Here is a 26815-nt window from a genome sequence, read left to right on the forward strand (position 1 = left end):
GCGTTGGGCACCGCGCAAACCAACCCATCCGCCGGATTGCTACGCAACGTCTTTTTCGTACAAGACCTTACGTTCACAGGTTTAAACCCGGTCAGGCTAGGGCATTATCCAGCAGAACCTGTGCCGCTGCCTTTGCATCTCGCGCAGGATCGCAGCTTTTTACCAGGACCGCCGTGACGATTGCGCCCTCTTGCAAGAGCAGCAATTGGCATCCCAATGCATCGGGATCACGTGCGCCTGCTTTTCGGGCCAAATCGGTGAGAAACTCGAGCATCAGATGCTTGTGTTCTGCTGCCTGCACATGGATCGGGTGATCTTGTTCCTGATACTCTGCGCCCGCTTTGATGAACATGCATCCGCGAAAGCTGTCCTCCTGAAACCATTCGCCCAGCACATCGAAACTGGCGATCAGCCGTTCGGCCGGTGTATCGGCTAGCTCATCTACCCGTTGCAGGAACCATTTGCGAAAGTTCTCATCCCGCAACTGTAAAGCCGCCAGGATCAGCTCTTCCTTGGTACGGAAATGTTTGTACATCGACGTTTTCGACACGCCCGTCTCGACCACCAACTTGTCCATGCCGGTGACGTGAAATCCGTCACGATAGAAGACCTGCAATGCCTTGCGGACCAGCTCGTCACGTTTGTTCGGGCGCATCTGTCAGCTCCTGTATGTACTGATCGGTACATAATGCACCGCAGCGATGGCTGCAACAGACACAGCCTAACCTGCTGTTTTCACTTACTCCCCTTAGGAGACTCAAATGCAGGGTCAAATAAATCCAACTCAACACTTGAAAAAGGTTACCGATCTGTACACACTCGAGACACAGTGTACCGATCAGTAAACTCAGGAGCGAACAAATGAGACCCCGCACCAGACCTCTCTCGCACCAGTACATCCCCCTTCTTTTGACCATCGCCTTGATGGCGGCTTCTCTGACTTGAAAGACCCGCGCATGAACCGTCCTCCGCTGCCCCCGTTCACCCTGGAAACCGCAACGCAAAAAGTGCGATTGGCGGAAAACGCCTGGAACAGCCGTAATGCGGATGTCGTGACCCCCGCCTATACCGAAGACAGCCAGTGGCGAAATCGGGCAGAATTCCTAAGCGGCCATTCAGACATCCATGCCTTTCTGACACGCAAGTGGCACAAGGAACTGGACTATCGGTTGATCAAAGAGCTGTGGGCCTTTTCCGGTGACCGCATTGCGGTTCGCTATGCTTATGAATGGCGTGACGACAGCGGCCAGTGGTTTCGGTCTTATGGCAACGAAAACTGGCAATTTGCCGAAGATGGTCGAATGGCCGAACGCCACGCATCGCTGAACGACCTGCCGATTGCGGAAACCGAACGTCTGTTTTTCTGGCCGCAAGGCCCCCGTCCCGACGATCACCCCGGCCTGTCCGATCTGGGACTTTGAAAGGACATCTCATGCCCCGCGCCTTTTCCGAACTGACCTTCACCCCTGCCGTCCGCGCCCATCAGGAACGGATGGGGTCTGCCAAGACCTATGCCAAATTCATCAAAAGTGGCCCGCAACAAGGCCACGAAATCGGCGAGCCTGAAAAGGCCTTTATCGAAGCGCGGGACGGGTTCTATCAGTCCACCGTGTCCGAAACGGGTTGGCCATATGTGCAATACCGTGGCGGACCGACCGGGTTTCTCAAAGTTCTGGAACCGCAGACAATCGGTTATGCCGACTTTTCGGGCAACAAACAGTATATCTCGCGCGGTAATCTGGATGGAAATGACCGGGTTGCAATGATCCTGATGGATTACGCCAATAGGCGACGCCTGAAAATCCTTGGCCGGGTCGCGTTCACCGAGGGCGAAGATGCAACAACCAGCCTATATCCTGACGGCGCCGATGCCCCGGCTGAACGTGCCGTCATCATCCGGGTCGAAGCGCTGGATTGGAACTGCCCGCGCCACATCACGCCCCGCTTTACCGAGGCCGAGCTTCGCCCACATCTGAACTCGCTAGGGCAGCAATTGGCGCAACTTCAGGCCGAAAACGACAGGTTGAAGCAAGAGCTGGCAAAACAGTCCTGACCCAACAACGCCTGATGAACCTCTCGAACCAGGACTTTGCCCATGTCGCGATCTTCATTGAATATGGCCGGTTTCATTCTTGTAGGCATTGCGCTGACCACAGCCGCCGTGTCGCTTGCGTTCTTTGCCTCCCCCGAGGCCGTCAGATCGCCGCCGCCGGAAACCTACAACTCTCTCTTGTTAGAAATGTTTGCGAACAGGTGACGCCGACGCGCGGGTTGCAGAAAGAAAATCCGCGAAACCTCTTGACCTTCCCGTGACTGGAACCCCCATTTGGAGGGCAAATAACACATCGGGACGAGTCGCATGGCTACGCCGCAAACAACACAACTCAAAATCTCGGGCATGTCCTGCGCGTCCTGCGTGGGGCGTGTAGAAGCCGCATTGCAATCGGTGCCAGAAGTGACCGACGCCTCGGTCAACTTTGCGACCGAAACGGCGCAGGTCACACATACCGGGCCGATCAACGCACTGACTGACGCCCTGAGCAACGCCGGGTACCCGGCGGCCAGCAAGCAGACGACCCTGAAAATTGGCGGGATGACCTGCGCCTCGTGCGTGGCAAAGATCGAGAACGCGTTGACCGCTGATCCTGCGGTCGTCGACGCACAAGTCAATCTTGCGACCGAAACCGCTGTGGTCACGTTTATCGACGGGGCCACAGACCCGCAAAAGCTGGCCAGTTTGTCTGAGGCAGCCGGATACCCTGCGCGCGTGGCAGACAGCATGACGGCTGACCAAACAGACCACGCGAAATCCGACGAAGCGCATGCGCTGACCCGCGCGACGATCTTAGCGGCGGTATTGGCACTGCCTGTATTCATTCTGGAAATGGGCGGGCATATGATCCCGGCCTTCCATCATTGGGTCCAGGCTACGATCGGCACGCAAACCAGCCACCTCATCCAGTTCGCACTGACCTCGGCCATTCTGATTGGCCCCGGGCGCGTGTTCTATGCCAAGGGGATCCCGTCGCTGATGCGCGGATCGCCCGATATGAACGCGCTGGTCGCTTTGGGAACGGGGGCCGCCTATTTGTTTTCCGTCACCGCAACCTTCGCCCCGCAGATTCTGCCGCAGGGTAGCGCCAATGTGTATTTCGAGGCCGCCTCTGTCATCGTAGTTCTCATACTGCTGGGTCGGGTCATGGAAGCGCGCGCCAAAGGCCGGACCGGGGCCGCGATCCGCAAGCTGGTTGGGTTGCAGCCCAAAACGGCACGGGTCGAACAGGACGGAAATTTCATTGATCGCCCCATCGCCGACATAACAGTAGGCGATACCCTGCAGATCCGCCCAGGCGAACGGGTTCCCGTGGATGCCGAGGTTCTGGACGGCACCTCTTATGTGGATGAAAGCATGATCACGGGCGAACCGGTGCCGGTGGGCAAGTCGCCATCGGATCAGGTCGTTGGCGGTACGGTGAATGGCACCGGAGCGCTGCGGGTACGCGCAACGCGCGTTGGTGCCGATACGGTGTTGGCGCAGGTCATCCACCTGGTCGAACAAGCACAAGGGGCGAAGCTGCCGATCCAAGGGCTGGTCGACCGGATTACTGCGCGATTTGTGCCCGTTGTGATAGCCGTTGCGCTGCTGACGATTGCCGTTTGGTTGTTCGTTGGCCCAGAACCGGCATTGCCATTGGCGCTGGTCGCCGGTGTCTCGGTTCTGATTATCGCCTGCCCCTGCGCCATGGGCCTTGCGACACCAACCTCGATCATGGTCGGCACCGGCCGCGCGGCAGAATTGGGTGTGCTGTTCCGCAAAGGCGATGCGTTGCAGCAGTTGCAGCAAGCCAAGGTGGTCGCACTGGACAAGACCGGAACACTCACGTTGGGTCGGCCGGAACTGGAGAGTCTTACGACTGCAAACGGCTTTGACCGCGACAGTGTTCTGCGTTTGGCGGCCGCCGTCGAGGCAAGGTCAGAGCATCCCGTTGCCACTGCCATCACTCGTGCCGGACCATCTGAATTGCCCAAGGTATCAGAATTTGAGTCTCTCACGGGGTTGGGAGTTCGGGCTGTGGTCGAGGGGCATAAGTTGCTGATCGGCTCGGCCAGATTGATGGAGCAGAACGACATAACCGTCACGGACCTGATGGCAGAGGCCAACCAGCGCGCCGAAGAAGGCGCAACCCCTTTGTTTGTCGCCATCGACGGTCAGGCCGCTGCAATGCTTGCGGTCGCGGACCCGATCAAGCCCGGCACTGTGCAGGCGCTTGGGCGGTTGCACGAGATGGGGCTGACCTTGGCGATGGTGACAGGCGACAACGCCCGGACGGCGCAGGCGCTGGCGGACAAGCTGGGCATTGATCATGTCACGGCCGAGGTACTGCCCGATGGCAAGCTGGCCGCGATCAATGCGCTGCGCGAAACGTTCGGCTCATTGGCCTTTGTCGGGGATGGCATCAACGATGCCCCGGCACTGGCTTCGGCGGATATCGGCATCGCCATCGGAACCGGCACAGACGTAGCGATTGAAACTGCCGATGTGGTGCTGATGTCGGGCGATCTGCGCGGCGTCGCAAACGCCGTCGAGATCAGCCGCAGGACCATGCGCAACATCAAGCAGAACCTGGGCTGGGCATTTGGCTATAACATCTTGCTTATTCCGGTTGCCGCAGGTGTTCTTTACCCGTTTGGCGGCCATCTGCTGTCCCCCGCCCTCGCGGCTGGGGCCATGGCATTGTCCAGCGTCTTTGTCGTCTCGAATGCGCTGCGCTTACGGCGCGTCCGAGCCAGCCTGCCTGACACCCCGCAAGGCCATTCAACGCAAACGGTGACCTCATGAATATCGGCGATGTATCAAACCAGACCGGCCTGCCCGCCAAGACAATCCGGTACTACGAAGATATCGGTCTGGTGAAACCGCTACGCGATGGCAACGGATACCGCAGGTTTCGCAGTAAGGACGTGCACAAGTTAAATTTCCTGGGTCGCGCCCGCGCCTTGGGGTTCACAATCGAGGATTGCCGGACGCTGATGGCATTGTACGAGGACGAAACCCGTGCCAGCGCCGATGTCAAAAAGGTGGCCCGCGCGCATATGGCTCAGATCGAAGCCAAGATCGCTGACCTGAACGCCATGCGGGATACTCTGAGCCATCTGATCGACGCTTGCGCAGGGGACGACAGGCCCGATTGCCCGATCCTGCAGGATTTGGGCGGCAAAGCGTGACGCGGGGTTGCCCTTTGGACGCAGCTTTGCTTTGTCTCTGCTAAACAATCCGGCCCGCTGAAAAAGGCAGGTACCGGACAGCAGAGAGGATCTCCAAATGGCAAAAGTCGCGTTTCTGGGTCTGGGCGTCATGGGCTATCCCATGGCCGGTCACTTGCAGGCCGCAGGTCATGAGGTGACCGTTTACAACCGCACCGCCACTAAGGCCGAAGCTTGGGTCGCCCAACATGGTGGCGCCATGGCGACGACGCCCCGAGAGGCCGCGCAGGGTGCAGATTTCGTCATGGCCTGTGTCGGTAACGACGACGACCTACGGATGGTTTGTACAGGTGAAGACGGCGCATTCAGCGGCATGTCCAATGGGGCGACCTTTGTTGATCACACCACTGTTTCCGCCATGGTGACGCGCGAGTTGTACGAAGCTGGACAAACACAAGGCATCGCTTTTGTGGACGCTCCGATCTCGGGCGGTCAGGCAGGGGCAGAAAACGCGGTTCTGTCAATTATGTGCGGTGGGGATCAGGCGGCGTATGACGCGGCTGAACCGATCATGCAGGTCTATTCCAAGATTTGCCGTCGCATCGGCGACAGCGGCGCAGGTCAGATGACCAAGATGTGCAACCAGATCGCTATTGCCGGTCTGGTGCAGGGCCTCAGCGAAGCGCTGCACTTTGCCGAGAAGGCGGGCCTTGATGGCCGCGCAGTCGTTGAAGTTATCAGTCAGGGCGCCGCAGGCAGTTGGCAGATGGCAAACCGATATGAAACGATGCTGGATGACCATTTCGAACATGGGTTTGCGGTGGACTGGATGCGTAAGGATCTTGGCATCTGTCTGGATACGGCCAATGAAACGGGGGCTTCACTGCCTGTGACCGCTCTGGTCGATCAGTTTTACAAGGACGTTCAGAAATTGGGCGGCGGACGCTGGGACACGTCCTCGCTGATCAAACGCCTGCGCGCGCTGGATTAAAGGACCGTCGCACTGATGACCGAGTTGACCGAATTCTGGGCCCGCGCCCTGCGCACCCATTGGGGGCTTGAGGCCGAACTGAACCGGCTGGACGGCGAATATGACCTCAACTTTCTGGTCAAGGCCACCAATGGCCAGGACTACGTGCTGAAAGTCATGCGCGCGGGTTGCGAGGCAGAGTTCATTGACCTGCAGATCAAGGCGTTGAAACACATCGCCGCCGAGGCACCGGGACTGCCCTTTCCCAGTGTTTTTCCGGATATCAACGGCACGCTATTGCCGGAAATCTCTGATAAAGAAGGGCAACCCCGACTGGTTTGGTTGCTCGAATGCCTGCCCGGCCAATGCTATGCCAAGACTGCGCCGAAATCCGAGGAACTGATCCTGAAACTGGGCCGCGTTCTGGGGGCAACCGACCGGGCACTGGAACGGTTTACTCATGACGGGCTGCACCGCGCGGACTTCAAATGGGATCTGACACAAGCGGGCTGGATTTCGGACAAGCTGGATGCCATTGCCTATCCTGCACGGCGGGCGATGTTGTCAGAGATTTGCGTTGAATTCGATGCCATCTCGGGCCCTCTGGCTGGATTGTCAAAACAAGCCATCCACAATGATGCCAACGACTACAACATATTGGTCGACGGTGAACTGGGTCAGCGGCAAACCGTCTCTGGCTTGATCGATCTTGGTGATATGTGCGCCGCACCGCGTATCTGCGATCTGGCAATTGCCGGGGCGTATATCGTTCTGGACCACCCAAAACCCGAGCGGGCATTGACGGCGTTGGTGCGTGGTTATCACGCCGCCAATCGCCTGCGTGCTGACGAGGTCGATCTGATCTGGCCGCTGCTGCGGATGCGGCTGGCCGTGTCCGTGGTGAACTCGACCTTGATGGCCGCGGACAATCCGGACGATCCTTATGTAACTATCAGTCAGGCCCCTGCGTGGCGCTTCCTAGAGAACGATACGATGAATGGCGGCTTGATGTCCGCCCGGCTGCGCGCGGCCTGCGGGTTGCCGGTGACCGACGGAGCTGAACGCATCCACGCTTATCTGGCCGAGCATCGCGGTCAATTCGCGCAGATGTTCGAGCAGGACCTGAGCGATGTTCCGATGGGATCGCTGTCGGTTGAAAACTCGACCTGGCCCCAGAACCCGTTCCACATGCCGCTAGACGAAGCCGCGCGCGTGGGCGAAGAGTTCGGAGAAGGCCTCTGGCTGGGCTATTACAACGAACCGCGCCTGATCTATGCCGAGCCTGCGTTCCGCAAAGGACCGTGGAAGGCCTCTGACAGGCGAACGGTGCATTTGGCCGTAGACGTATTCGCCCCTGACGGAACTGTTTTGCATGCACCGATGAGTGGCCGGGTCGAGGCAGTCGAAAACCGCGATACGCATCTGGATTATGGCGGCGTAGTGATCCTGCACCATGAAACACCCGAGGGCGATCCGTTCTATACGCTCTACGGTCATCTCGACCCTGAGGTCTGTGACCGGCTGAAACCAGGCGATCCGGTCGCGCAGGGTGCGGCCTTTGCACGGCTGGGGGACGCCACGCAGAATGGCGGCTGGGCCCCGCATGTGCATTTCCAACTGGCCCTGACAACTGACGGGATGCAGAACGACTGGCCCGGTGTCGGCGATCCTGATGAAATGGAGTTGTGGCACGCCGTTTGCCCGAACCCGGCGGCGCTGTTGAACCTGCCGGACGACAAAGTGTTCTATCGCCCGACCGACAAGCAGGCGATCCTGCAAGGGCGGCATGACCATTTCGGTGGCAACCTTAGCCTGACCTATGATGATCCGGTCATGCTGGTCCGCGGTTGGAAGCATCATCTGTTCGACGAATGGGGGCGCCCCTATCTGGACGCCTATAACAACGTCCCCCATGTGGGCCACGCGCATCCGCGCATTCAAGTAGTCGCAGCAGATCAGCTTAAGCGGATGAATTCGAACACTCGCTACCTGCACCCGGCGCAGACAGCCTTCGCTGACAAAATCCTGTCCAAGCTACCAGATCATTTTGAGGTCTGCTTTTTCGTCAACTCGGGCACCGAGGCAAACGAGCTAGCCTTGCGTCTGGCGCGCGCGCATACCGGGGCCAAAGGCATCGTAACGCCTGACCACGGGTACCACGGCAATACGAATGCGGCGGTGGCGATCTCTGCCTACAAGTTCAACAAACCGGGCGGGATTGGTCAGGCCGATTGGGTCGAACTGGTCGAGGTTGCAGACGACTTCCGGGGCTCATTCAAGCGCGATGATCCTGACCGGGTACAGAAATTCGCCGATCTTGTGGATCCGGCTATTGCCGCGCTACAAGATAAAGGCCAAGGGTTGGCCGGCTTCATCGCCGAGACCTTCCCTTCGGTTGGCGGCCAGATCATCCCACCCAAAGGGTATCTGCCAGCCGTCTACGAAAAAATCCGCGCGGCCGGCGGGGTTTGTATCGCTGATGAGGTACAGACGGGTCTCGGTCGCCTTGGTGGCTACTATTTCGGCTTTGAACACCAGGGTGCGTTGCCGGATATCGTTGTCATGGGCAAACCCATCGGAAACGGGCATCCGTTGGGCGTACTGGTCACGACCAAAGCCATCGCCGACAGTTTCAACAACGGGATCGAGTTCTTTTCGACTTTTGGCGGTTCAACCTTGTCCTGCCGGATCGGCAAAGAGGTGCTGGACATCGTCGATGACGAAGGCCTTCAGGACAACGCACGTGTCATGGGTGGGCAGCTGATGGATGGGCTCCGACAAATCGAGGCTGATTTCACCTGTGTCGGTGACGTGCGCGGCATGGGCTTGTTTCTTGGTGTGGAGCTGATCAATCCAGACGGATCCGAGGGCACCGAAATCTGCAGTTACGTCAAGAACCGGATGCGCGATCACCGTATCCTGATCGGCAGCGAAGGACCCAAGGACAACATCCTGAAAGTCCGCCCTCCTTTAACCATCGAGGCGGAAGACGTCGACATGATCCTTTGGACCCTGCGCGAGGTTTTGTCCGAAGTCGGTGACTTTGCCCCTGCCCCGACTTGCGATCATGATCATCATCACGCGGGCTGCGGGTGCTGCTGAAACAACAAAACCCCGGCTCGCCAGAGTCGGGGTTTTGAAGCCGCCTGCCGCTTAATGCAGCACGGCCGAGGGGGTTTTGTGCCCGGTTGTCGGCAAGGGTACTGACGCAGTCATCCGACGCAGCACCATACCCATCTCTTCGGACAGTGACGCCAGTGCCGGGGCAAAGTCTGGTCGAACGATCAGCGTTGCCATCATCATCGCGTCTTCACGCGCCCCTTCCGAGGCGGCAGCAATCATCTGGGCGAAACAGTTTTCATCTGCACCAAGGCAGGAACAGCCAAGACCATGCCGCACCAACGGGCGACGGCCGTGATGGGCACACAGCCCGCACAAACGATCCAGCGTCATCATTGCCGCCCGCCCCTGATCCAGACCAAGCGCAATTTCGAAATCGCTTGCAGCATCCGCACGGGCCTCGGGACTTTCGGTCCACAATCGCAGATACATCACAGCACCGGCTTCGATTGGGCTGAGGTCGGACAGACGCCCAACCGCAGCGCCACCGCGCGAGGAATGCGTGCTCATTTTGTCAGGATCAGCTTGCCGGCGCGTGTGATACGCAAGGTATATAGTTGATCGCCCAGTTCGATATGGGCCAGGTTGCCACCCTTGGTCAGATCTTCGGCCTTGTGTGCCGGAAGCATGGACACCGCATAGGACTGGCTGGGATTCGGGGTCTGCACATTCATCAGGACAACTCCAGTAGGTTCTCGGGCGAAGGGCCTTAATTTGTTCGCGCTTTCAACAATATGGCTGACCCGAACTGGGTTGGCTGAGGGGGTCTTTCCGTTAATCTGATTAATTTAGTCAGGTATGTCAACCCTATTCGATGGAAACCGCGGATGTGGGGTGATTGCGCAAGGATTTTATGCAGGTTAGGTCTGGCTCACGCGCATTAACCGACGGGGAAACCGATGACGGCAACAATCATGTTCGACCTGGACGGAACGCTGGTGGACAGTCTTCCGGACATTGCAGCGGCCGCCAACCGGACATTGCTGGATATCGGCATCGCCCCGTTGCCGGAAAGCACGATCAAACAATTTGTGGGCAACGGCCTGCCAAAACTGGTCGAACGCATGATCCGCCATCACGACCTGCCGATCGAACAGCATAGCGAATTGACCAAACTCACACTCGCCCATTACTCTGCCGCCTCCAGCGACAAAACAATCCCTTACCCAGGCGTCCCGCAAGCTCTGACGCAACTGCGCGAATTGGGCTGCGTTCTGGGCGTATGCACAAACAAACCTGAGGCACCCGCACGTCATATTCTGGACGCACTGGATCTGGCGCATCACTTCGAAACAGTGTTTGGCGGCGACACGCTACCCGTTCGCAAACCAGACCCCGCGCACCTTGAGGCAAGCTTCAACGCGGTCGCCAACGCCGGACCCCGGCTCTATGTCGGAGACAGCGAAGTGGATGCCGAAACTGCGCGTCGTGCAAACGTGCCCTTTCTTTTGTTTTCGGAAGGCTACCGAAAAACCCCGGTGGAAGAGATCCCACACAGGTTCAGCTATGATGACACCCTTAAACTACCCGCGCTCGTCCTGGAGGCATTGCAGGGATAGGGGAGAAATTTGCTGGCAGGGGGATTGGGGAAGGCGGTTGAGGGGCCGGCCGAGGGGGTAAGTAGCCAGCCCCTCATCGGGGAAAAGTGGTATTGTCCGCAGTAACTCTTTGGATGATTTAACGTTAACGAATCGACCTGCCTTCAGGAATTGGGGGTTTCCCGTAGGCGGATTTAACTAATTGAAATTAATTGCATTTTTGTGACAAAAAAATATGAAAAATCGAAAATGCACGTTTCGGCACACGGCTGACCCCAAGAATCCTCCGCCTATGGGGCGAAGAACCCTACTCTGATCGAGATCTGCCACTGAAAATTGGACAGGCCTTCCTCAGAAAACGATCCGCGCCCGTAGGCCTATCAGCATGACGCTAGATTGCGCCGGGTTCAGCAATGGGTTTTCGGTGAATTGAAAAGACGGTGTGATCTGCAGCCCCGGTGAGATCGAGAACCGGTAGAACGTTTCAAGCGTGAACTGATCCCCATCAACGCCGCGCGCTTCGGCCCAGTTCAGCCCCAGCCCGGCAAGGTCCGTATTACGACCGTAATAACCCACCCCCGCAGAAACAGAGCGTTCATACAACGCAGCAGTTCCTTTGGCCGCTCCGGCGCGAAGAAAGGGCATCCATTTGTTGTCGACAAACCACGCAGCGGAAAAGGCAGCGCCATAATCCTCGGCGCGGCTGCCATCATCGGCCGCGTCAGCGTGCCAAAGCGTCAAGTGAACGTTGTCAAAATAGATGCGGTCAAAGCTGGACGTGTATCCAAGCTCTAACGATTTGAAGAGATTGCCGTTATTGAACACGTCAAAATTCGGGTCCGAGGGATCTGCATTGGCGTCAGCGACACTGGCCACGGCGTACAGATTGCTGCTCAGCTTCAAACCACCGGCGATTCCCAACCCCGGATTTGGGGCATTGATCGTCGGGTTCGTGTTGAAGGCAAGGTTCTGAAACCCGCTATAGGGGCTAACCAGGCCGTAAATATCGACGAAATCGGTGACATCAATCTGACCAACCTGCAATGTCCATGCACCATCATCCGCCCTTTGCGTCCAGAACAAGTTGGTCAGCAACAAACCACTGTCGTTGAATGCAGTACCTGTGATGGACAATGCGCCGCCATCCAGCCCCAAAAACTGTGGGGCAACATCCGTATAGCTATGGCGATGCTCGACTTTGAACGTCAAAGAACCACGATCGGTCGCTTGCCAGTTTCCGTAGAACCGCGCGATGCCGCTTGCCGCATCGCCAGTTCCTAAATCGGCATTCGTGGATTGACCCAATGCCAGATAATCGAAATTAAAACGAAACCCACCCTTGGCCAGCCGGTCCTTCCACCCGAACCATCGCGGGACGACGTTGCGCGGAAAATCCGAGCGGTACTGCGGATCCGCCAGGCCATCACCGGGTTCCAGTTCGGCCTCAACGGATGAAGGTCCGGACAGCCCCTGAGCGTCAGCGCCGCCCGCGCATACAAAAAACAAAAGGGCGGCATTCGACAGTCGTGTCATTCGGGCGTCTCAACGCCCCCGGTTTTGCGATTGCCTGCCGCGCGAAGGCGATCGGCAACGCTTTGGGTCCACTCTAGGCGGTCACCGCGGGTTTCCAATGTCTCGGCATTATCGGCATCCAATTGAAAGGTCGCGCGCATGGGCATCAACCCATCTACAACCATCATGCTTTGATCCGACGGATCAATGGTAAGTGTCCCGGTCAACCGCACAGGCTCGTGAAAATAACTGGGGGTCCAGTCCCCGTTCAACCGTACCCGGATCATCTGGTTTGGAGGCGGCGGAGGCATGTGGCTGCACATTCCCCGTTCCGGCACCAGATAGACCACAGGCCGACCATCCGCATCTGCCGGTGCCGGAATTGCGAACCCGGCCAAAGTGACCGTCTGACCATCGAATTTCTGATTACCCGCGGTCGCAGCCATTTTGCGTCGCTCGGTCACGACCTGCCGCTGATCCAGCAACCAGTCGACATTAACTCCACTCTCTACGAGGGCGTCTTCAGTCTCGGTCAGAAGCTCCTGCCATTCGTGCCGTTCCTCTGCGGTTCCAACATCCTGCTGCAGCCTGCCGCGCATTCGGACCACGAAAAGGACGTCGTCAAACTGTTCTGGATTGAGGTCACGGTACGGGTCCTCAAAGGTTTGAACCGATGGGTCCGGCAGATCAGACCAGTCAAGTGCGACGCCCGGCGCCGCCGTTGCGATAGGACTGGTCAGGGCCAGTGCAATCAAGGTAGCAATCCCATACAAAGCTCTCATTTACGGTCCCCGTCACATCGCCCAGTTCTGCGCATCCACCGTAAATCAGTCCAACGTGTTTTTGTAGATGACACCGTCTTTCATGATCAAGCGGATGGTTTCCGGACTTTCCGGCCGTGGTTCAGCTCCAAACCATTGATCCCCAGTTCCCACGACCGAGAAGTCCTCGAGCGGGTTACCATCGATCAGCAGAATATCGGCATAGGCGCCTTCTTCGATCACGCCCAGTTTTCCAGCGGTATATGGGTTCATGAAATCACCAGACAGCGCAACAGCTTCACCACCGATTGAGGTCAGTGTCACCATGGATGTATGGGCACCGAAAAATTCATTGTTCAGGTGTTTTTCATAAGCGATCTGAATGTTGCAGGCCTCGACCGAGCCGACACAGTCGGTCTGGAACCCGCGCTTCACCGGACATTCTTTCATGTTGTCGATATAGCCCGCAAAAGTAGCGGATGCAGACTTGGCCTTGGCAAGGCTGGCGGGCACGTTCGCCACCGCAGGAATGTCAAGCAAGCCCGGATCAAAAGCGGTCAGGTTTGTTGTAATGTAAGCGCCCTTCTCGTTCATGACCTCGGCGATTTCGCAGTCAAAAGAGAACCCGTGTTCGATGGACATCACTCCGGCGTCCAGGGCACTCAGGATCGCCTCCTTGCGATAAGAATGCGCCATGACATAGCTGCCATATTCGTTTGCGACCTGTACAGCGGCCTCAATTTCTTCGCGGGACCCGGCAAGCAATTGCCACGGGTCAAACGCCGAAACGACACCGCCGGATTGCATGAATTTCAACTGCGTGGCGCCCATGCGGAAATTGTTGCGCGCGTATTTGTAGACATCATCAACGCCGCTCACTTCCTGTGCCATGTTCAACCGGCCCATGTTTGTTTCCGAACCGGGAGGCGCTGTGAAATTGGCAAAGTCGGCGTGCCCCCCGCGCGTTCCTATGAAAGCACCAGAGGGAAAGTAGCGGGGACCATCGATTTGGCCCGCGTCAATTGCTCGGCGAAGCCCACCATTGGCACCGCCAGCGTCCCTGACAGTGGTAAATCCTTGCATGAGATACATTTCAGCCATCCGCGCGCCGTGAATGGCAAAGTCTTCCCAGGTTGTGTTGGCCTCCATAGCCGGCAGGGTCGGCCCCATCAGCATAAGATGCGCATGAAGTTCGATGAAACCAGGGGACAAAGTACGCCCACCGCCGTCAACAACGGTCGCATTCGGCGCGTCTATTGGGTCGGTTGAGACGGATTTGATCAGGTTGCCCTCAACCAGCACACTGGCGTTTTCGATACGCTGTTCATTCACGCCATCAAACACGTGAACATTGGTGAATAGTGTTTGTGGCGCCTCAGCATCCTGAGCTGTCGCAGACAGGCCAAGAAAGCTGAATGCCGTAATAAACGCGGTCGAAAGAAGGGGATTACGTGATCTGTCCATAAGTAACCTCAAAATATTCGAATATAAATTACTATAGATTGGATTCACTACGGCCGGTTGCCACTTTTTCTTGTGATTGTTCGAATATGGCGCAAAAATTGGCCACCAGCTCGGCTCCGAAAGGTGAATACATGCCCATCAACACCATTGCCCAGGGGCAAAGCGAAGGTTTTATTCGGCTCGCCTTGGCAGCGCCGTTTCTGCACTATCTCACCGAACGCCGAATTAGCCCACAACCAGCTTTGGATCAGGTGGGCATTCAGGCCGAGCTCCTTTCTGATCCATCCGTTTATGTGCATTCAGAATTGGTTTACGGGCTGCTCAACGCCTTTTCGGACCTAGCCGGCGACCGTTATCTTGGGCTGCATGTGGGCGAGTCTTTTGACTTGCATGGGTGGCCGCCCTTTTCGCAGGCCCGACATTCATCCAAAACACTCTTTGAGTTCTTTGCCCGCTTTGTGCGGCTTGTTCCGCAAGAATCCAGCTCAGTACGCCACAGGCTGATTGTCGATGCGGACAAAGCAACCTATCGGATAGAACGGCAGCAGGAACCGGCAGTGCCTCCGGTACAAGTCACAGGATTTGGTGCCGCGATCTACGTGCGTCTGCTGCAAGCCGTAGTTGCGAATTCCTGGGACCCATCGGTAGTCCGGTGGGAAAGCCGCTATATCAACGGGGTGCCGCTTGGCTACAAGGGCATCGAGATCGGACTTGGAACCGATTCCGGGATGCAATTCAGTTTTCCGGTAGACTGGCTTTTCAAATCTCAATCATCCGACACCGCGGCCGAACCGGAAATGGATGCCTGCCAACAAGAAGAAATCACAGTGGTCGCAGCCATACGGTCAGTATTGCGCGACAAATTGGACGAAGTTGACCTGAGCCCACCAATTGTGGCCCGCCTGCTGGGCCTGAAGCCAGATCGGCTACTGAGGGCGCTTCAACAACAGGGCACGACCCTGCCCCGCGAGGTCAAACGCCTCAAGGTCGACGTCGCCAAGGAACTTCTGAGCTGCGAAAGCAAGACGATCAGCGAAATCAGCCTAATGCTGGGATATTCGGACAAGTCTCACTTCACCCGGTTTTTTCGCGGTCAGACCGGCGTAACGCCGACCCGGTTCCGGACGGGTAAGTCTCCCGCTCAATTCTGATCGTTAAAGATCTGGTCTTTTGGATCGTTTTTGATCTGCCTGGATTTTTTGTTAACGGTTTTATGATTTGAACCTACGACCTTCAGGTTATGAGCCTGACGAGGTGAGGACGTTAAGCAATTGATTCGTGGGATCATTTGCAGTCTGGCTGTGGTGTTTTTTATTATCTGACGCTGGTTGCGGGAGCAGGATATGGACTTTGGCGAACCCTGGCCACTTTAGGAGGGTCTTTGCCCGTGACAACGTTGATATGGCCGTCGCTTGAAGCGCTCTGATTGCAAAAACACCACAAATAAAAACTCATAGTAATCGCGAGCGATTGCTATCTATCCATCTAATTTTCCATCATTATTTTGCCGCTCAACGAAGCTCTTAAAAGGATGAAGAATTTATATGACTCGTGTTGCCGCACTCGCTTTCTCAACTCTCATATACACACTTCCCGCTCACGCGATTGAAACAAAACGGCTGAATGACATAGACGACGTAGTTAACGCGTTTGGAGACGCAACAGTCTGTGGCTCCGAAGTTGAGTTCCGCGCTGTTGAAGGTGAGAACATTATTGAATTGGCGTCTGATAGCTGGGAAACAACCTATGTTGCGTTTCCAGTGTTAGGTTCATGTGAACACGCAGCTTTTGAGCCAATAATAGTTCGGGCAGAGCACGAGCGGGACTTCCTTGTATATGTAGACTTACACGCCACGGCGGAGTTGGATTTTCAGGACTTCCCCCATAGTGCCATCTCAAGTGTAGAAGCTATTGCTCCCAATAGAATTCGAATTGTCGGAATGAAACACGTTGACGGTGATCCAAGTTGCTGCCCAACAGGAAGCTTCGAAGAGATATATCGTTGGAAATCAGATGGAATTTGGCAGACTGAGTAGATCCATTCAGCGCTTTCAAGCAGGAGCCGTCCTCTACGATGCGCAGAGCTCGCCATTTAGGCGGGCTCCTCTTTGGCTACATTGAACGGCATCCAAACCCACTCCGTCAAAGTCCATTGGCAAGGAACCTTAGGCTTGTAGGCCCCTGTATCGCTTGTAGGACTATTTTAGATAATAGCCGATCTCCTCTTGCAGATCGGCTATACGTCTAAGGGTGAGACGAGCGCTACACCGCGAAATTGTCGCAGCACGACCTGACATCACGGCACCAAATGAAACGGCTAACTCACAAGTTGTGTCTCTGGTTGAAATCCATGCACGTTGAGATTGTCTTAGCAGTTCTTCTTGCCCGGAATAGGCCGTTCCTTCATAGTCACGTTCTAAAGCCTTAGTCTTGATCAGCGCTATTTGGTAGTAATCATTCAAAAGTTGATCAGCCTGGCGAAAAAACTCATGCTCACAACTACGATAATCCAATGCATTGTCATCCGCAGTATTTAGGCATCGAAGCTCCTCTTCTTCTGCACATTCCTCAAACCTTTCAGAAGACAGATCGCAGTTAGCCAAGTGAAGATACTCACTTGGTTCAAATGCGGATGTGATGTTCGGCATCATTAGACAAAAAGCGAAAGCAGTCAGACAAAATTTCATAAGCTCACCATAGTATTAACTTCCTTAGCCCTCTCCCAAGAAAATGGGGCGACATAATGGCTCCAGATAAACAGAGGAAAGAAAACCGAGTTTGTATCGCGAACAGAAGTTGGCATCCCTTTTTGGCACACCGATCCTGACAGACTTGCGGCTAAAATCCGTTCCAATTTTGGAAGGTGCTTAGTTTCCTCGGGAAGGCTTGATGGTCCGCGACGAGTTCGGCCAATTCCTCAACCAGATTCAGCATCTGAGGCATATGGAAGAAATCAAAGATGTCTTGTTGCAGGCTTACTCTGGTGGAGCAATCACGCGCATGACCAAGGAGCCACAGATTGTCATCCAAGATCACGCCTTCTCGAACTTGGGCATCAATGTTGGCGACACGTTCAGCGATCAGATTGGTGCTGAATCTCTGGTAGATGGTTTCGCACAACGCTTTAATTTCATTCACGCCGACCGGGACCCCAAGCGGCTCACTCAGGACTTTCCTATCTATTTCGAGAACTGGGACTGTCCAGCCATCCAAAGCCGCTAACTTCACAATAGGATCTGCTTCTCTATTCGCCCCGAACCATGGCTAACTGACGGCGGAACTCAGCGTCTGGGGTAGCTTGCTTCCAAAAATTGATGAACCGCGCCACAACTTGTAAGTTCCCAGCCTCGTAATGACCGTCACTGTCTATGCGATCCAGAGATGGCCGAAGCTGATCGTCCGGGCCGGCAGCCTGCAATATCAATCCTGTAATGGCGCAACGGTGGCCCGTTTCTTCAAGCAGTTCATTCAGATGGCTAATAAGCGTCTCCTTGGAAAGCCTGAGGTCCTTGTTCTTGACAGTTCGATCAATTATCTGGCCATTCGATTGCCTTACAGTCTTTTCCGCCTGATCCGCCATTCGCCAAACTGCCTTGAACCAATCATCTTTGTAATGACCGGTGTTTTGCCGTTCGAGCTTACCCACCCACCAGAGCGCGTCCAGAGTCCACAAGTCAACACCATGATCTTGTGCAAGGTCGATCAGCTTAGCATTGATCAGCTCGTATTTTTCGCCCTTGCTGGCTCCACTTGGAAAGGCTGGCCAAAGGCCACGCTCGCGCATTTCTGGCTCACTGGTTCCGTTCCAAACCCCATAACGATCAGGATAGGCCACAAGCAATATGGATGTTAGAGTTGCATTACCTACCCCATCGATCTGTGCTTCGGCGGCATCAAACCGCTGAGACAGAGGTAGGGTTTCATCGACCAGAATACTCACAGCTTCCCGCAGGTTCTCCATGTCTTCTGCAGCCGGGCGACCGAGGCGCTCCAGCCCTGACCAATGGTGATTGTGCTTGATGCTTAGGAAGTCGAGGTAGTCTTGCTTGGTCAGGTTGGCCGGATCGCGGAAGAGTTGCCCAAAACGACTGAGCACGCCATCACGCTTGACAATAGAGTTGCGGATTTCAGGTAGGCTAAGGGCTTTCTTTGTATCAAATATCATTGGCTCAAATATCCAGGGTTAGATCGATCTTTTCGGGTCTGAAGCGCGAATAGAAGTGGCACCTGTTAGGCCATCAACAGTTAGTCGCACAAATCAAGGATCGGTTCTATTTTGGGCTGTCCGGAATTAATATCTTTGCTTATCGCAACTGCGTTAATCTTGGACAAAGAGTCACGAATACTCGGATCCAACAGACCATAATTCAGGAAAAAAAGCGGGCACTTTTGCCAAGCTCGACTACTTTTTCCAACCAACCACTCTGGGGATGGATCTGTAACAATTGTCGCGCAAGAATTTGCCAGGAGTAACTCGATGGTGATGGAAAAGTTTTTCCGGCTCCATTTTTCAGAAGGTGGCACAACAGACAGCATCGCCATTTTCTCATTGGCACGGCCACTTCCCAGTTTTTCAAGGGATCTTCTCGTCAACGCGCCGAAGGGGAGAACTAAGAGTGCGTTCAGCCCTTCGGTCGCCAAGAGATCCGCCAAACTTTCACTCGTCGCATTGTTTAGAGTCAATGCAATGTCCACGTCGCGCTGCGTGTTCGAAAACGCCTTTGCGATTGAAGTTATTGCAGCTATTTCTCGCTCTCCTGGTGCGCGAGAAGGGATCAGCGCAATCCACTTTCTTGAGAGCGGCGCTGTGTTGCCTTTATAGAACGCTGGCGACGCCGCTCCGATGTCCGCCTGTATTTGCTCTGGCAGAATTGAGAACCCAATCTGATTTGCACGCGCGATTTCTTCCTCAGTCGGGTCTGTATTCGCAGAATGACCAGCTATTCGAGACGCGGAAGGCCCGAAAACTTTGATATGCGCTTGTAAGTCACTTAAAGCGCCCTTGATCATTTTGGAAACTTTCTTCCAGTCCAGGCCACCGTTGCCGCATCCAAGAGCAGGTAGAGCAACAGTCACAGCCCCTTGTTCTTGAAGATATTCCCGCAGCGCAACTAAGCCACTCTCGATGTCTTCATAGCGGGAATGATCTCGCCAATCACGCTTAGTTGGAAAATTGACGACCCAATCTCCCGTAAGCGATTTCCAAACATACATCTCTCCAGGCCGAATGTTGCCCAATTTACATTCCGCTTGATATGCTTTGAACATCTCCGGGCTGCGACGTTTGAAGGCAAGCGCCACTCCAGCTCCCATTGCGCCGACACAATTCACTGTGTTGACGCGAATATCAGCCTCGGTGGCGAACATGTCGCCTTCAACAAATTCAATCATTTCGCTTCAATCGCCGCCAAAGTTCGGGCATACATATCATCTGCTTTCGCTTGATCCCAGAAAAAGCCTAAAGTTGTTGCGTCAGCTTTCCCGAGCATGAACAGGAGCTTCAGTTCTTCTTCGCTGCCAGCCACCTTTACAATTTGTGCTTCAAGCCTGCCTCGCCCCAACACATCCCCGACAAGATCGTGGTAACATACAAGCTTTGCAATCAGCTTGGCATTCTTCAATTTGATTGTCTCGACTTCTTCAGTGAAAATTCGGGCTATCATCGGCATAGCCCCCACTGGATGATCCGGGTCATTCTTTTGAAGGCAGTCACCTGTCTCTTTGTGCAACCATCGCGCCCGTGGACCCTTGCCAATGTCATGGAGATATGCGGCCAGTTCGGCCAATCCTTTTTGACGGTTATCGAGGTCTTGAAACTCAGGCAAATCCAATAAGGTCTCGACAACTTGCTGTGTGTGCACATCAACAGTCTCACTATGAACCTTATTGACCGTTTCCAGACCGACAAGTTCCGAAGTCTCTTGAACACATCCGAAATTCTCTCGGATGGCTTCCAGAAGGGCCTCAGGTCCCTTAAATGTCGCTGTTTCGGCATTGGCACCGATGTGCTCTTCAAAATACTCGCAGGCAGCGGAATACACTGAAGCGATTCCCTTTGGGCCTGTCACAAGGCTTTGCCCCTTTTTGTCTGCCTCCGTGAAGTTCGTGAAATAGTGCCACCGAGGTGAACCGTGAAATCCAATTTCAGGAAAATCATCGACCCCCTTTGTTAGCTCTATTACTTTCTCTTTCGCCTCCTCGTTCCAAACGACACAGGTTGAGGCCGCAGAAAGTGGGACGTGTTGAAAAACCAAAGCTTCAGCCATTCTCTGTTGGCGTAGGGTTGGCGTAGCACTCGACCACTTGTTAGAGTCGATTTCGGCCCAATTGAGCTGATCTAAATCTGCAGGGTCCGCGTAAAAGTTGGGCGGTGCGGCAGTATTAGCCGAGGCATCGGTAAACACCGAATTTGGTTGGTCTAAAATCGAGATTGGGAATTCAAAGTATAGGATGTCGCTCTGATCAATATTTTTTTTGTGAATTACCCCAAGCAGCATTGGGCTTCTTGAACCAAAATAAAATGGAACATAGTCATGAACTACTCCCCCTGGGCCGCAGGGAACACACATGAGTGATCTACGAGCCTGTATCCCCACCTCAGCAATCGACTGGACACCCGTCGGAAAATCTGGGTGACCGTTGGCCAGGAGCCCCGTTGCTAACAATCCAGGTAAATTGTCGATGTGGGTAAAATGGTAAAAACGCCTATTCGAAAACTGCGGTGGGATGGGCATGGCTACAACCTGTTGTGGATAATTCCACTCTCATCTCCCTTTTGAAGGGTGGTTTCAAGCGCCTTCTTGCTCCATAAATCATGGCCTTGCTTGAGAGGCGCTACCCTCCATTCCTTGGCTGGCTACAGGAGCAGGAATTGAGGTTTTGCGAACCAGTGACCTGAGCCCCAAGTTTCTTCCACCTCACGGAGAGTCCTTGGGTTTGGTTTGATGGTCTTTCGCGACCGGTTTTCCATGTTTGTTTTCTCAGTAAATTCTCTCGGCGTCAGGTTTGGCACCTCAACATTTCCAGTATGAGAAATGCACGACACCCCCAACCTTTTGAGGAGGGAAATTTACCCTCCCCTCCCAACAATAACAACTTCTGACTGGGCAGCGATCAGTGCCGTGCTCATGTTTTTTTCCTATACCCTCAAAGCCCTATCAGGTGTCATTTCTTCATTTCGGGATTTCTATATTTCAAGCTTCCGCAGATACTTTTGGCTTTATTTCAGACACATAAGAGTAATTCTCTGCGTCATTTGCAGCCTTTGTACAAACCTTTGCAGCCAGATATTTTTCCTTGCAGCTTTTCCTGCAGAGATCGCAGGCAAGGCTCGCAATTATGCAGAAAATTACTGCCATTCGTTTCTTCCGTCGTGCGAAGACCACCACTTCCTTTCTGTCACGAAAGGAGCAGTAAATTGACATCACCACAGCACAAATTCCGGATCTCAGCTTACGTCGCAGAGGTCATCAAAATGTATCGGTTTTCGCCACCAACTGCGAAGCTGCTTTATGCACTCATATTTCTACAAGATCAGACCGAAGAGTCGTGGCCGACCATATTGTTTGATGGTGACAAGCCGATGGAGCACTTCGTTTTCATCACTCAACTCAGGGAACTTTGCTTTCCCGCCAAGACCGGGTCAAGTCGGTTCTTACCCAAGCCCGTCTCTGAATTGGCAGCAATATCTGAAATTTTCGATGCCCTTGAGATCTCCAGGAATGGTCGTTTCCTGACGTGGAAATTTACCGAGGGTTTTTTTCACACAATGTCCGACATGGATATTTACGCTCTCATCGATGCAAGCGAGATCGGTCACTGCCAGCGCAAATTTGATGGTGCGCTTCTGGCGCAGATTGCGTTGCATCGAAAGAAGCGCGTGCCGGAATTCAGCCTGATCCGCCCAAACAAAGGCTTCGAAAGCGGTCCTAAGGCGGTGATGCCCTCCCTCATTCCCGGAGAGATCAAACGTCAGTTGCGCCCCTCACTTCAAAATTGGTCCGACATAACAGGCATCTCGTTTGCCGTGTTGCTTGTCCAAGCAGGAATTCGTCCCGGCTATACTGATATCGTTATCAGAATGCGTCACAAAGACACCAAGTGGCCCAATGGGCGATTCATGAAACACCCACCAGGATCTCTTCTATGGGCTGTTGAACCGACGGCCCAGGAAGCACATTGACAGCAGATCGGGTTCCTTTTTTGGCGTCGGACAAAAGCGCGTTTTGAGCCCCATCGGTCCGGCCTTTACCTCCCCGGAGGGGCCCGCCTTTTTTCTCCCGCAGAAAAAAAGGGTTAGCGGGTTAACCAATTTTTTCAAAACCGCACAACAGACCTACCTGCACTCTATGACGGATAAAAAAGGAAAGGTCGGAGCGGTCCGACAGGCAGCTTTGAAATGGCCGGACTTTGCAGCGATGGAGCGACATGGCAAGAGAGATGATCGGAGTGGTAAGCAACGCAGCATCCGCGATGAAACTGCGCTCGTCTGGAACACGCTGGATCTGAAAGCTGCGCGCGAAATCCACATGTCGGGAGTGGCACAACAGGGGAAGACCGCTGCTCTTCATGTGATTTGCCAGTTTCCAACCGAATTGGTGAAAGCTAATGAGCATGGGCAATATGAGATGCTCATCCATTCCGTTCAGTTTGTGAACAAGTTTCATGGCGGTCGTGCCGTCTTTGCAGCCCGAATCGACAGAGATGAGACCGGCAGACATGTTGTCGATGTTTTTGCGATGCCAACCTATGAGCGCGCTTACAAAGATGGCCGAACCGCAATGCGCGCAAGTGTCTCGAAGTTCACAAAAGCAGAAGCCAAGCGGCGTTACGGCAAAGATGACAGACGTTCTCAGGGAAGTGCGCTTCAAGACGCCTGGTTCGAGTATTTGCGGGATGAGCTGGGCCTGAAGGTGCAACGTCCAGAACGCAAGAAGACAACGGCGAAGGATCGGGTAGAGCCTGAGATCTATGGGCTTCTCCAGGATCGAAAGAAAGTGGCGGCAGATACGCAGAAAGCGGCGCGTTTGGTCAAAGGAGCGGAGCGCCTGGCGGCCAGAACAGGGCGTGCTTTTTCTCGTTCTGCCGGGCGACTACATCGAGAAATTCAGGATTTTATTAGCGAGGAACAAAGGTAAAAATGGCACTTGTTTTTGGACGATTTGATAAAGCACCTGCTGAGGTGAGAGAAGCATTGCTTGATTTTGTAGCCGGAAAAACAAAAGAGGATCGACAGGCAACAGCAATGACTGTTTTTGAGGCCGCGGCTGACAAGGCACCAGACATTACATCGAAGGACCTGACCCGCGTTGTTCGAGCGCTGCTCCAGGAGGGAATTATCCTTGGCTTCATCGGAAAAGACGTTGATGCCATGCATCTGTCTTTGCACTTCCTTCACCTAATTACGCCGCGCCCTGGTTGGAATGGACTGCCTAATAGCTCCGATAGAAACCTGACTTTGGCTGAAATGAGCGCTCTACATGTTGCTGATGATCAGCGCCAGAACAGCCACCATCGGCGAAACTTCAACCGCTGAACTTCGGCCTCAGCCGACCCGGCCCGGTGTTCCGCCGCCTCGGCTCTCTGACGCAATTTCTTGACCACCGTCGCGATGTTCTCTTGTCCTCCGGCCTCCTCCGCGAGGCGCAGAAGGCTTTCATGAAGCCAGTCCTTCTTGAACCCTGCCTCCTTCTTTCGCTGCACGAACTCGCGCTGTCGCTCCTTCGCGGTCTTGGCCTCTTTGACCGCTTCGCCTGTCTTGATTTTCGGGGGGAGAAGATCACTGGCCCTCAAGGAAAGCACGCCATCTGACAGTTTCATTCTTGCATCGGTGAGTTCGATCTGTGTCAGCCTTCCCTCATGGATTGCAGCTTCAATTTCTGGCTCCATGTGAATGATTTGCGCGGTCATTATTTTATCTCCGTTAGAATAACGCGTTTGGCTAACGGGAGATGGGGCGAATTTATTCACTTCCAAAGCAGATTGGTTTTTTCTTTCGCATTGAGACTTACGGGTGCACGATATGGATTGAACAGCTTCGAAAGCAGGTCACCTTCGTTAGGGCGGAAGGTGGCCTCCTAATGAATCGATGCAGGGGTTCCGATCAGAAGTTGCCATCAGCGGCGGGTATTCAGGCGCTTAGACACAACCGCTGCGCCAGCACCCCATTCGCTTTACAAGATTCTTCCTGGGCAAAACGCCCGCACCGCCACGGACGGCGCGGGCTTCCGCATGCCTATACTTCAGGTTTCAAAGCTCTTTCGTGCTGCTGTTTTCAGTGTCCCAGCCGAAGGAGAACCGAATGAACCTCTCGAAGATGATAGACCTGATCGCTGAAGTTGCCGCAAAACAAGGGTCCCAAGAGGGAAACTCGAACGAGGAAGCTCCAGATGCAGTGTTCCCTATCATATTGGAATCGCTTGGCGTTCCAAGAGAGCTTTTCACCTTAGGCGAGATTTTTTGCTCTTGAAGCTCACTCACAAAGTTGAGCATGTTTGGCGAACATTAACTGGAGCCACTTCATGCAACAGCCGCGCGCTGCCCTTTACGCCCGCTATTCCACAGACATGCAAAACCCGAAGTCCGTTGATGACCAATTTCGGGAATGTAGGCAATACGCGGAACGCCAAGGCTGGGCGGTCGTAGAGACATTCGCGGATCGTGGCATCTCAGGTGCAACCAGAGACCGACCGGAGTATCAAAGACTGCTTGCTGCGGTCCGTGATCGGAAGTTCGATATTGTATTGATCGAACACATTGATCGACTGGGACGAGATTTGGAGCTGGTCTCAGCGTTCTACAAGGCCGCGACTCATGCAGATACGGAACTGCATCACATCGGTCGCAAATTTGGCATAATGGATATCGGAATATTCTCCAGCATTGCTGCCCTGTTCCTCGAGGATCTCGGGAGAAAAACACGCAGGGGGATAGCGGGGCGAGTTGCCCAGGGCAACAGCGGCGGCGGTCTATCTTATGGCTACCGAGTGGCAAGAAAAGCGAGCGGGGAGGCTATCACAGGAAAACTGGAGGTCGTTGATGAACATGCTGCAATCATCCGGAGGGTATTCCGCGAATACGCTGATGGAAAATCCCCTCAAAAAATTGCGGAAGGTCTCAACCGAGATGGTATTCCAGCCCCAAGAGGGCGCGGCGACGGATCGGGGCACTGGAAGCAAAACACGCTTAATGGAAACCGCGAACGCGCGACTGGGATCCTGAACAACGAACTGTATGTTGGCCGCTACCTCTGGGGTCGGCTTCGCTATTCCAAACATCCGGAAACAGGAAAGCGCGTCTCTCGGCCGGCTCCCCGAGAGGATTGGCTGCTCGCTGAAATGCCAGAGCTTCGCATTCTCGACCAAAATCTCTGGCTTGCAGTTAAGGAACGTCAGGACAGCCTCGCACGGAAGCGTTCAAAGCGTAGCCCTACTGACACCAAAGGACTGTCTGCATCACAGGCGCTGCGTCGGCGAAAGTATCTACTGTCTGACCTGCTTCGGTGCGCACAGTGCAGCGGCAAGCTGACAGTCGCAGGCTCAGCAAAGACACGGCGCTATAATTGCGCCAATGCGAAAGAGAAAGGATCATCGGTCTGCAAAGGCATGCCAGGCCTGAAGGAAAACCTTGCCGCAAAGACCATCCTAAGCAGCCTGCGGGAACACTTGATGCAGGATGAAGCGTTCCAGGAATTCAAAACGCATTATCTCCGTCACCTACAACACCAGGAGAAGGATAACGGGGAGGCTCTCCGTCTGCATGACCAAAAGACCAAGGAGCTTGAGAAGAAGATCTTCAACCTGATGGACGCCATTGAGAATGGCCAGCATTCGAGCGTGATTGTTGAGCGTCTGAATTCATATGATCAGGAACTCAAAACGCTGCAAGGGACTCGAGCTCGGCTGGTTCCCAAACCCATTGAGCTTCCGGATGATATGCCGTCACTGTATCGCAGATATATCGACGACTTGGTGGCAACCCTGACAGACGAAGGAGTGGCGGGCAGAGCAAGTGATGAGCTGCACGAGCTCTTGGATTGTGTCGTCGTTTCATACAATCATGACGCCAAGAACCATGTCCTGGATATGCAGGGCAATCTGGTCGCCATGCTCAACAAGGCAAAGCCCGCCGATGAGGCGGGCATTGTTTCCGACGAGAGTTCGCTAAAGTTGGTTGCGGGAGTAGGATTTGAACCTACGACCTTCAGGTTATGAGCCTGACGAGCTACCGGGCTGCTCCATCCCGCG

Annotated in this window: 26 protein-coding genes, 1 tRNA gene and 1 pseudogene; 16 read left to right on the forward strand and 12 right to left on the reverse strand. The window is 54.5% G+C overall.

Going from position 1 to position 26815, the window contains the following annotated elements:
• Window positions 1-91 precede the first annotated feature (91 nt).
• Window positions 92-655 carry a TetR/AcrR family transcriptional regulator gene (locus AC2FIS_RS06805; protein WP_496772494.1) on the reverse strand — a complete coding sequence of 188 codons (564 nt, stop codon included), beginning with the start codon at window positions 653-655 and terminating at the stop codon, window positions 92-94.
• A gap of 301 nt (window positions 656-956) precedes the next feature.
• Here AC2FIS_RS06805 and AC2FIS_RS06810 point away from each other — a divergent pair, with 301 nt between their 5' ends.
• From AC2FIS_RS06810 to AC2FIS_RS06840, 7 genes and pseudogenes are all read left to right on the forward strand, one after another.
• Complete coding sequence (locus AC2FIS_RS06810) at window positions 957-1421, forward strand: nuclear transport factor 2 family protein (RefSeq protein ID WP_496772496.1); 465 nt, start codon at window positions 957-959, stop codon at window positions 1419-1421.
• 11 nt (window positions 1422-1432) lie between these two features.
• Window positions 1433-2053: a pyridoxamine 5'-phosphate oxidase family protein gene (locus AC2FIS_RS06815; protein WP_496772497.1), complete on the forward strand. Its 621-nt coding sequence runs from the start codon at window positions 1433-1435 to the stop codon at window positions 2051-2053.
• 42 nt (window positions 2054-2095) lie between these two features.
• Entirely contained in the window at window positions 2096-2257 is a 162-nt protein-coding gene (locus tag AC2FIS_RS06820) for a hypothetical protein (protein WP_496772498.1), read from the forward strand.
• Between the two features lie 102 nt (window positions 2258-2359).
• Window positions 2360-4840 (forward strand): heavy metal translocating P-type ATPase, encoded by a 2481-nt coding sequence (locus tag AC2FIS_RS06825; RefSeq protein WP_496772500.1) that lies wholly within the window; start codon window positions 2360-2362, stop codon window positions 4838-4840.
• Window positions 4837-5226 carry a Cu(I)-responsive transcriptional regulator gene (gene cueR, locus AC2FIS_RS06830; RefSeq protein ID WP_496772501.1) on the forward strand — a complete coding sequence of 130 codons (390 nt, stop codon included), beginning with the start codon at window positions 4837-4839 and terminating at the stop codon, window positions 5224-5226. Before AC2FIS_RS06825 ends, cueR begins: the two co-directional genes overlap by 4 nt.
• A 94-nt stretch (window positions 5227-5320) precedes the next feature.
• Window positions 5321-6196 (forward strand): annotated as a pseudogene (locus AC2FIS_RS06835) (NAD(P)-dependent oxidoreductase); the annotation flags it as partial.
• A 15-nt stretch (window positions 6197-6211) separates the two neighbouring features.
• Window positions 6212-9277, forward strand: coding sequence for an aminotransferase class III-fold pyridoxal phosphate-dependent enzyme (locus AC2FIS_RS06840; RefSeq protein WP_496772502.1), 3066 nt, complete (start codon window positions 6212-6214; stop codon window positions 9275-9277).
• 51 nt (window positions 9278-9328) lie between these two features.
• Here the strand turns inward: AC2FIS_RS06840 and AC2FIS_RS06845 are convergent, their stop codons facing one another.
• Together AC2FIS_RS06845 and hemP are read right to left on the reverse strand one after the other, a co-directional pair.
• Window positions 9329-9805 (reverse strand): hypothetical protein, encoded by a 477-nt coding sequence (locus AC2FIS_RS06845; protein ID WP_496696502.1) that lies wholly within the window; start codon window positions 9803-9805, stop codon window positions 9329-9331.
• Complete coding sequence (gene hemP, locus AC2FIS_RS06850; RefSeq protein WP_081894606.1) at window positions 9802-9969, reverse strand: hemin uptake protein HemP; 168 nt, start codon at window positions 9967-9969, stop codon at window positions 9802-9804. The genes AC2FIS_RS06845 and hemP overlap by 4 nt, the downstream gene beginning before the upstream one ends.
• A gap of 225 nt (window positions 9970-10194) precedes the next feature.
• On the opposite strand from hemP, the gene gph reads away from it, so the two are divergent.
• Window positions 10195-10854 (forward strand): phosphoglycolate phosphatase, encoded by a 660-nt coding sequence (gene gph, locus AC2FIS_RS06855; protein ID WP_496772503.1) that lies wholly within the window; start codon window positions 10195-10197, stop codon window positions 10852-10854.
• A 330-nt stretch (window positions 10855-11184) separates the two neighbouring features.
• Here gph and AC2FIS_RS06860 read toward each other — a convergent pair whose 3' ends face one another.
• Genes AC2FIS_RS06860 through AC2FIS_RS06870 form a run of 3 tightly spaced genes read right to left on the reverse strand, consistent with a single transcriptional unit; the run spans window position 11185 to window position 14570 of the window.
• Window positions 11185-12366, reverse strand: a complete 1182-nt coding sequence (locus AC2FIS_RS06860; protein WP_496772504.1) for a carbohydrate porin — start codon at window positions 12364-12366, stop codon at window positions 11185-11187.
• A complete protein-coding gene (locus tag AC2FIS_RS06865) occupies window positions 12363-13127 on the reverse strand; it encodes a DUF3299 domain-containing protein (protein ID WP_496772505.1) in 765 nt (254 codons plus the stop codon). The genes AC2FIS_RS06860 and AC2FIS_RS06865 overlap by 4 nt, the downstream gene beginning before the upstream one ends.
• A 45-nt stretch (window positions 13128-13172) precedes the next feature.
• Window positions 13173-14570: an amidohydrolase family protein gene (locus tag AC2FIS_RS06870; protein ID WP_496772506.1), complete on the reverse strand. Its 1398-nt coding sequence runs from the start codon at window positions 14568-14570 to the stop codon at window positions 13173-13175.
• A gap of 86 nt (window positions 14571-14656) precedes the next feature.
• On the opposite strand from AC2FIS_RS06870, the gene AC2FIS_RS06875 reads away from it, so the two are divergent.
• Window positions 14657-15721 carry an AraC family transcriptional regulator gene (locus AC2FIS_RS06875; protein ID WP_496772507.1) on the forward strand — a complete coding sequence of 355 codons (1065 nt, stop codon included), beginning with the start codon at window positions 14657-14659 and terminating at the stop codon, window positions 15719-15721.
• Between the two features lie 393 nt (window positions 15722-16114).
• A complete protein-coding gene (locus AC2FIS_RS06880) occupies window positions 16115-16606 on the forward strand; it encodes a hypothetical protein (protein WP_496772508.1) in 492 nt (163 codons plus the stop codon).
• A 162-nt stretch (window positions 16607-16768) separates the two neighbouring features.
• On the opposite strand, the gene AC2FIS_RS06885 is transcribed toward AC2FIS_RS06880, so the two are convergent.
• Window positions 16769-17218, reverse strand: coding sequence for a lysozyme inhibitor LprI family protein (locus tag AC2FIS_RS06885; RefSeq protein ID WP_496772509.1), 450 nt, complete (start codon window positions 17216-17218; stop codon window positions 16769-16771).
• A 241-nt stretch (window positions 17219-17459) separates the two neighbouring features.
• Between AC2FIS_RS06885 and AC2FIS_RS06890 the strand changes: the two genes are divergently transcribed.
• A complete protein-coding gene (locus tag AC2FIS_RS06890) occupies window positions 17460-17792 on the forward strand; it encodes a hypothetical protein (protein WP_496772510.1) in 333 nt (110 codons plus the stop codon).
• A gap of 22 nt (window positions 17793-17814) precedes the next feature.
• Here AC2FIS_RS06890 and AC2FIS_RS06895 read toward each other — a convergent pair whose 3' ends face one another.
• The 3 genes from AC2FIS_RS06895 to AC2FIS_RS06905 all read right to left on the reverse strand — a co-directional run bounded on the left by AC2FIS_RS06895 (window position 17815) and on the right by AC2FIS_RS06905 (window position 21304).
• Window positions 17815-18735 (reverse strand): hypothetical protein, encoded by a 921-nt coding sequence (locus tag AC2FIS_RS06895; RefSeq protein WP_496772511.1) that lies wholly within the window; start codon window positions 18733-18735, stop codon window positions 17815-17817.
• Window positions 18736-18815: 80 nt separating this feature from the next.
• Window positions 18816-19961 carry a macro domain-containing protein gene (locus tag AC2FIS_RS06900; protein ID WP_496772512.1) on the reverse strand — a complete coding sequence of 382 codons (1146 nt, stop codon included), beginning with the start codon at window positions 19959-19961 and terminating at the stop codon, window positions 18816-18818.
• The gene (locus AC2FIS_RS06905; protein WP_496772513.1) at window positions 19958-21304 is read right to left on the reverse strand and encodes a DarT ssDNA thymidine ADP-ribosyltransferase family protein; all 1347 of its coding nucleotides are present in this window, start codon (window positions 21302-21304) and stop codon (window positions 19958-19960) included. Before AC2FIS_RS06905 ends, AC2FIS_RS06900 begins: the two co-directional genes overlap by 4 nt.
• Before the next feature lie 683 nt (window positions 21305-21987).
• Here AC2FIS_RS06905 and AC2FIS_RS06910 point away from each other — a divergent pair.
• From AC2FIS_RS06910 to AC2FIS_RS06920, 3 genes are all read left to right on the forward strand, one after another.
• Window positions 21988-22752: a hypothetical protein gene (locus AC2FIS_RS06910; RefSeq protein ID WP_496772514.1), complete on the forward strand. Its 765-nt coding sequence runs from the start codon at window positions 21988-21990 to the stop codon at window positions 22750-22752.
• A 166-nt stretch (window positions 22753-22918) separates the two neighbouring features.
• A complete protein-coding gene (locus tag AC2FIS_RS06915; RefSeq protein ID WP_496772515.1) occupies window positions 22919-23707 on the forward strand; it encodes a hypothetical protein in 789 nt (262 codons plus the stop codon).
• A 2-nt stretch (window positions 23708-23709) separates the two neighbouring features.
• Entirely contained in the window at window positions 23710-24105 is a 396-nt protein-coding gene (locus AC2FIS_RS06920) for a hypothetical protein (protein ID WP_496772516.1), read from the forward strand.
• On the opposite strand, the gene AC2FIS_RS06925 is transcribed toward AC2FIS_RS06920, so the two are convergent.
• Complete coding sequence (locus AC2FIS_RS06925) at window positions 24063-24479, reverse strand: hypothetical protein (RefSeq protein WP_496772517.1); 417 nt, start codon at window positions 24477-24479, stop codon at window positions 24063-24065. The two genes, AC2FIS_RS06920 and AC2FIS_RS06925, sit on opposite strands and share 43 nt — an antisense overlap.
• Before the next feature lie 391 nt (window positions 24480-24870).
• On the opposite strand from AC2FIS_RS06925, the gene AC2FIS_RS06930 reads away from it, so the two are divergent.
• The gene (locus tag AC2FIS_RS06930) at window positions 24871-25038 is read left to right on the forward strand and encodes a hypothetical protein (protein WP_496772518.1); all 168 of its coding nucleotides are present in this window, start codon (window positions 24871-24873) and stop codon (window positions 25036-25038) included.
• 97 nt (window positions 25039-25135) lie between these two features.
• Window positions 25136-26782, forward strand: coding sequence for a recombinase family protein (locus tag AC2FIS_RS06935; protein ID WP_496772535.1), 1647 nt, complete (start codon window positions 25136-25138; stop codon window positions 26780-26782).
• On the opposite strand, the gene AC2FIS_RS06940 is transcribed toward AC2FIS_RS06935, so the two are convergent.
• Window positions 26739-26815: transfer RNA gene (locus AC2FIS_RS06940), tRNA-Met, on the reverse strand. The genes AC2FIS_RS06935 and AC2FIS_RS06940 overlap by 44 nt on opposite strands.

The organism is Ruegeria sp. CDSB113 (genome assembly GCF_059611045.1).

What these genes read in the sequence shown, in the direction of transcription:
- AC2FIS_RS06825 (WP_496772500.1), top strand. Translation starts at nt 2,360, where the DNA reads ATGGCTACGCCGCAAACAACACAACTCAAAATCTCGGGCATGTCCTGC.
- AC2FIS_RS06845 (WP_496696502.1), bottom strand. Translation starts at nt 9,805, where the DNA reads ATGAGCACGCATTCCTCGCGCGGTGGCGCTGCGGTTGGGCGTCTGTCC.
- AC2FIS_RS06810 (WP_496772496.1), top strand. Translation starts at nt 957, where the DNA reads ATGAACCGTCCTCCGCTGCCCCCGTTCACCCTGGAAACCGCAACGCAA.
- hemP (WP_081894606.1), bottom strand. Translation starts at nt 9,969, where the DNA reads ATGAATGTGCAGACCCCGAATCCCAGCCAGTCCTATGCGGTGTCCATG.
- AC2FIS_RS06840 (WP_496772502.1), top strand. Translation starts at nt 6,212, where the DNA reads ATGACCGAGTTGACCGAATTCTGGGCCCGCGCCCTGCGCACCCATTGG.
- AC2FIS_RS06860 (WP_496772504.1), bottom strand. Translation starts at nt 12,366, where the DNA reads ATGACACGACTGTCGAATGCCGCCCTTTTGTTTTTTGTATGCGCGGGC.
- AC2FIS_RS06880 (WP_496772508.1), top strand. Translation starts at nt 16,115, where the DNA reads ATGACTCGTGTTGCCGCACTCGCTTTCTCAACTCTCATATACACACTT.
- AC2FIS_RS06930 (WP_496772518.1), top strand. Translation starts at nt 24,871, where the DNA reads ATGAACCTCTCGAAGATGATAGACCTGATCGCTGAAGTTGCCGCAAAA.
- AC2FIS_RS06885 (WP_496772509.1), bottom strand. Translation starts at nt 17,218, where the DNA reads ATGCCGAACATCACATCCGCATTTGAACCAAGTGAGTATCTTCACTTG.
- cueR (WP_496772501.1), top strand. Translation starts at nt 4,837, where the DNA reads ATGAATATCGGCGATGTATCAAACCAGACCGGCCTGCCCGCCAAGACA.
- AC2FIS_RS06925 (WP_496772517.1), bottom strand. Translation starts at nt 24,479, where the DNA reads ATGACCGCGCAAATCATTCACATGGAGCCAGAAATTGAAGCTGCAATC.
- AC2FIS_RS06870 (WP_496772506.1), bottom strand. Translation starts at nt 14,570, where the DNA reads ATGGACAGATCACGTAATCCCCTTCTTTCGACCGCGTTTATTACGGCA.
- AC2FIS_RS06865 (WP_496772505.1), bottom strand. Translation starts at nt 13,127, where the DNA reads ATGAGAGCTTTGTATGGGATTGCTACCTTGATTGCACTGGCCCTGACC.
- AC2FIS_RS06900 (WP_496772512.1), bottom strand. Translation starts at nt 19,961, where the DNA reads ATGATTGAATTTGTTGAAGGCGACATGTTCGCCACCGAGGCTGATATT.
- AC2FIS_RS06895 (WP_496772511.1), bottom strand. Translation starts at nt 18,735, where the DNA reads ATGATATTTGATACAAAGAAAGCCCTTAGCCTACCTGAAATCCGCAAC.
- AC2FIS_RS06815 (WP_496772497.1), top strand. Translation starts at nt 1,433, where the DNA reads ATGCCCCGCGCCTTTTCCGAACTGACCTTCACCCCTGCCGTCCGCGCC.
- AC2FIS_RS06935 (WP_496772535.1), top strand. Translation starts at nt 25,136, where the DNA reads ATGCAAAACCCGAAGTCCGTTGATGACCAATTTCGGGAATGTAGGCAA.
- gph (WP_496772503.1), top strand. Translation starts at nt 10,195, where the DNA reads ATGACGGCAACAATCATGTTCGACCTGGACGGAACGCTGGTGGACAGT.
- AC2FIS_RS06805 (WP_496772494.1), bottom strand. Translation starts at nt 655, where the DNA reads ATGCGCCCGAACAAACGTGACGAGCTGGTCCGCAAGGCATTGCAGGTC.
- AC2FIS_RS06890 (WP_496772510.1), top strand. Translation starts at nt 17,460, where the DNA reads ATGGTCCGCGACGAGTTCGGCCAATTCCTCAACCAGATTCAGCATCTG.
- AC2FIS_RS06920 (WP_496772516.1), top strand. Translation starts at nt 23,710, where the DNA reads ATGGCACTTGTTTTTGGACGATTTGATAAAGCACCTGCTGAGGTGAGA.
- AC2FIS_RS06905 (WP_496772513.1), bottom strand. Translation starts at nt 21,304, where the DNA reads ATGCCCATCCCACCGCAGTTTTCGAATAGGCGTTTTTACCATTTTACC.
- AC2FIS_RS06875 (WP_496772507.1), top strand. Translation starts at nt 14,657, where the DNA reads ATGGCGCAAAAATTGGCCACCAGCTCGGCTCCGAAAGGTGAATACATG.
- AC2FIS_RS06915 (WP_496772515.1), top strand. Translation starts at nt 22,919, where the DNA reads ATGACGGATAAAAAAGGAAAGGTCGGAGCGGTCCGACAGGCAGCTTTG.
- AC2FIS_RS06820 (WP_496772498.1), top strand. Translation starts at nt 2,096, where the DNA reads ATGTCGCGATCTTCATTGAATATGGCCGGTTTCATTCTTGTAGGCATT.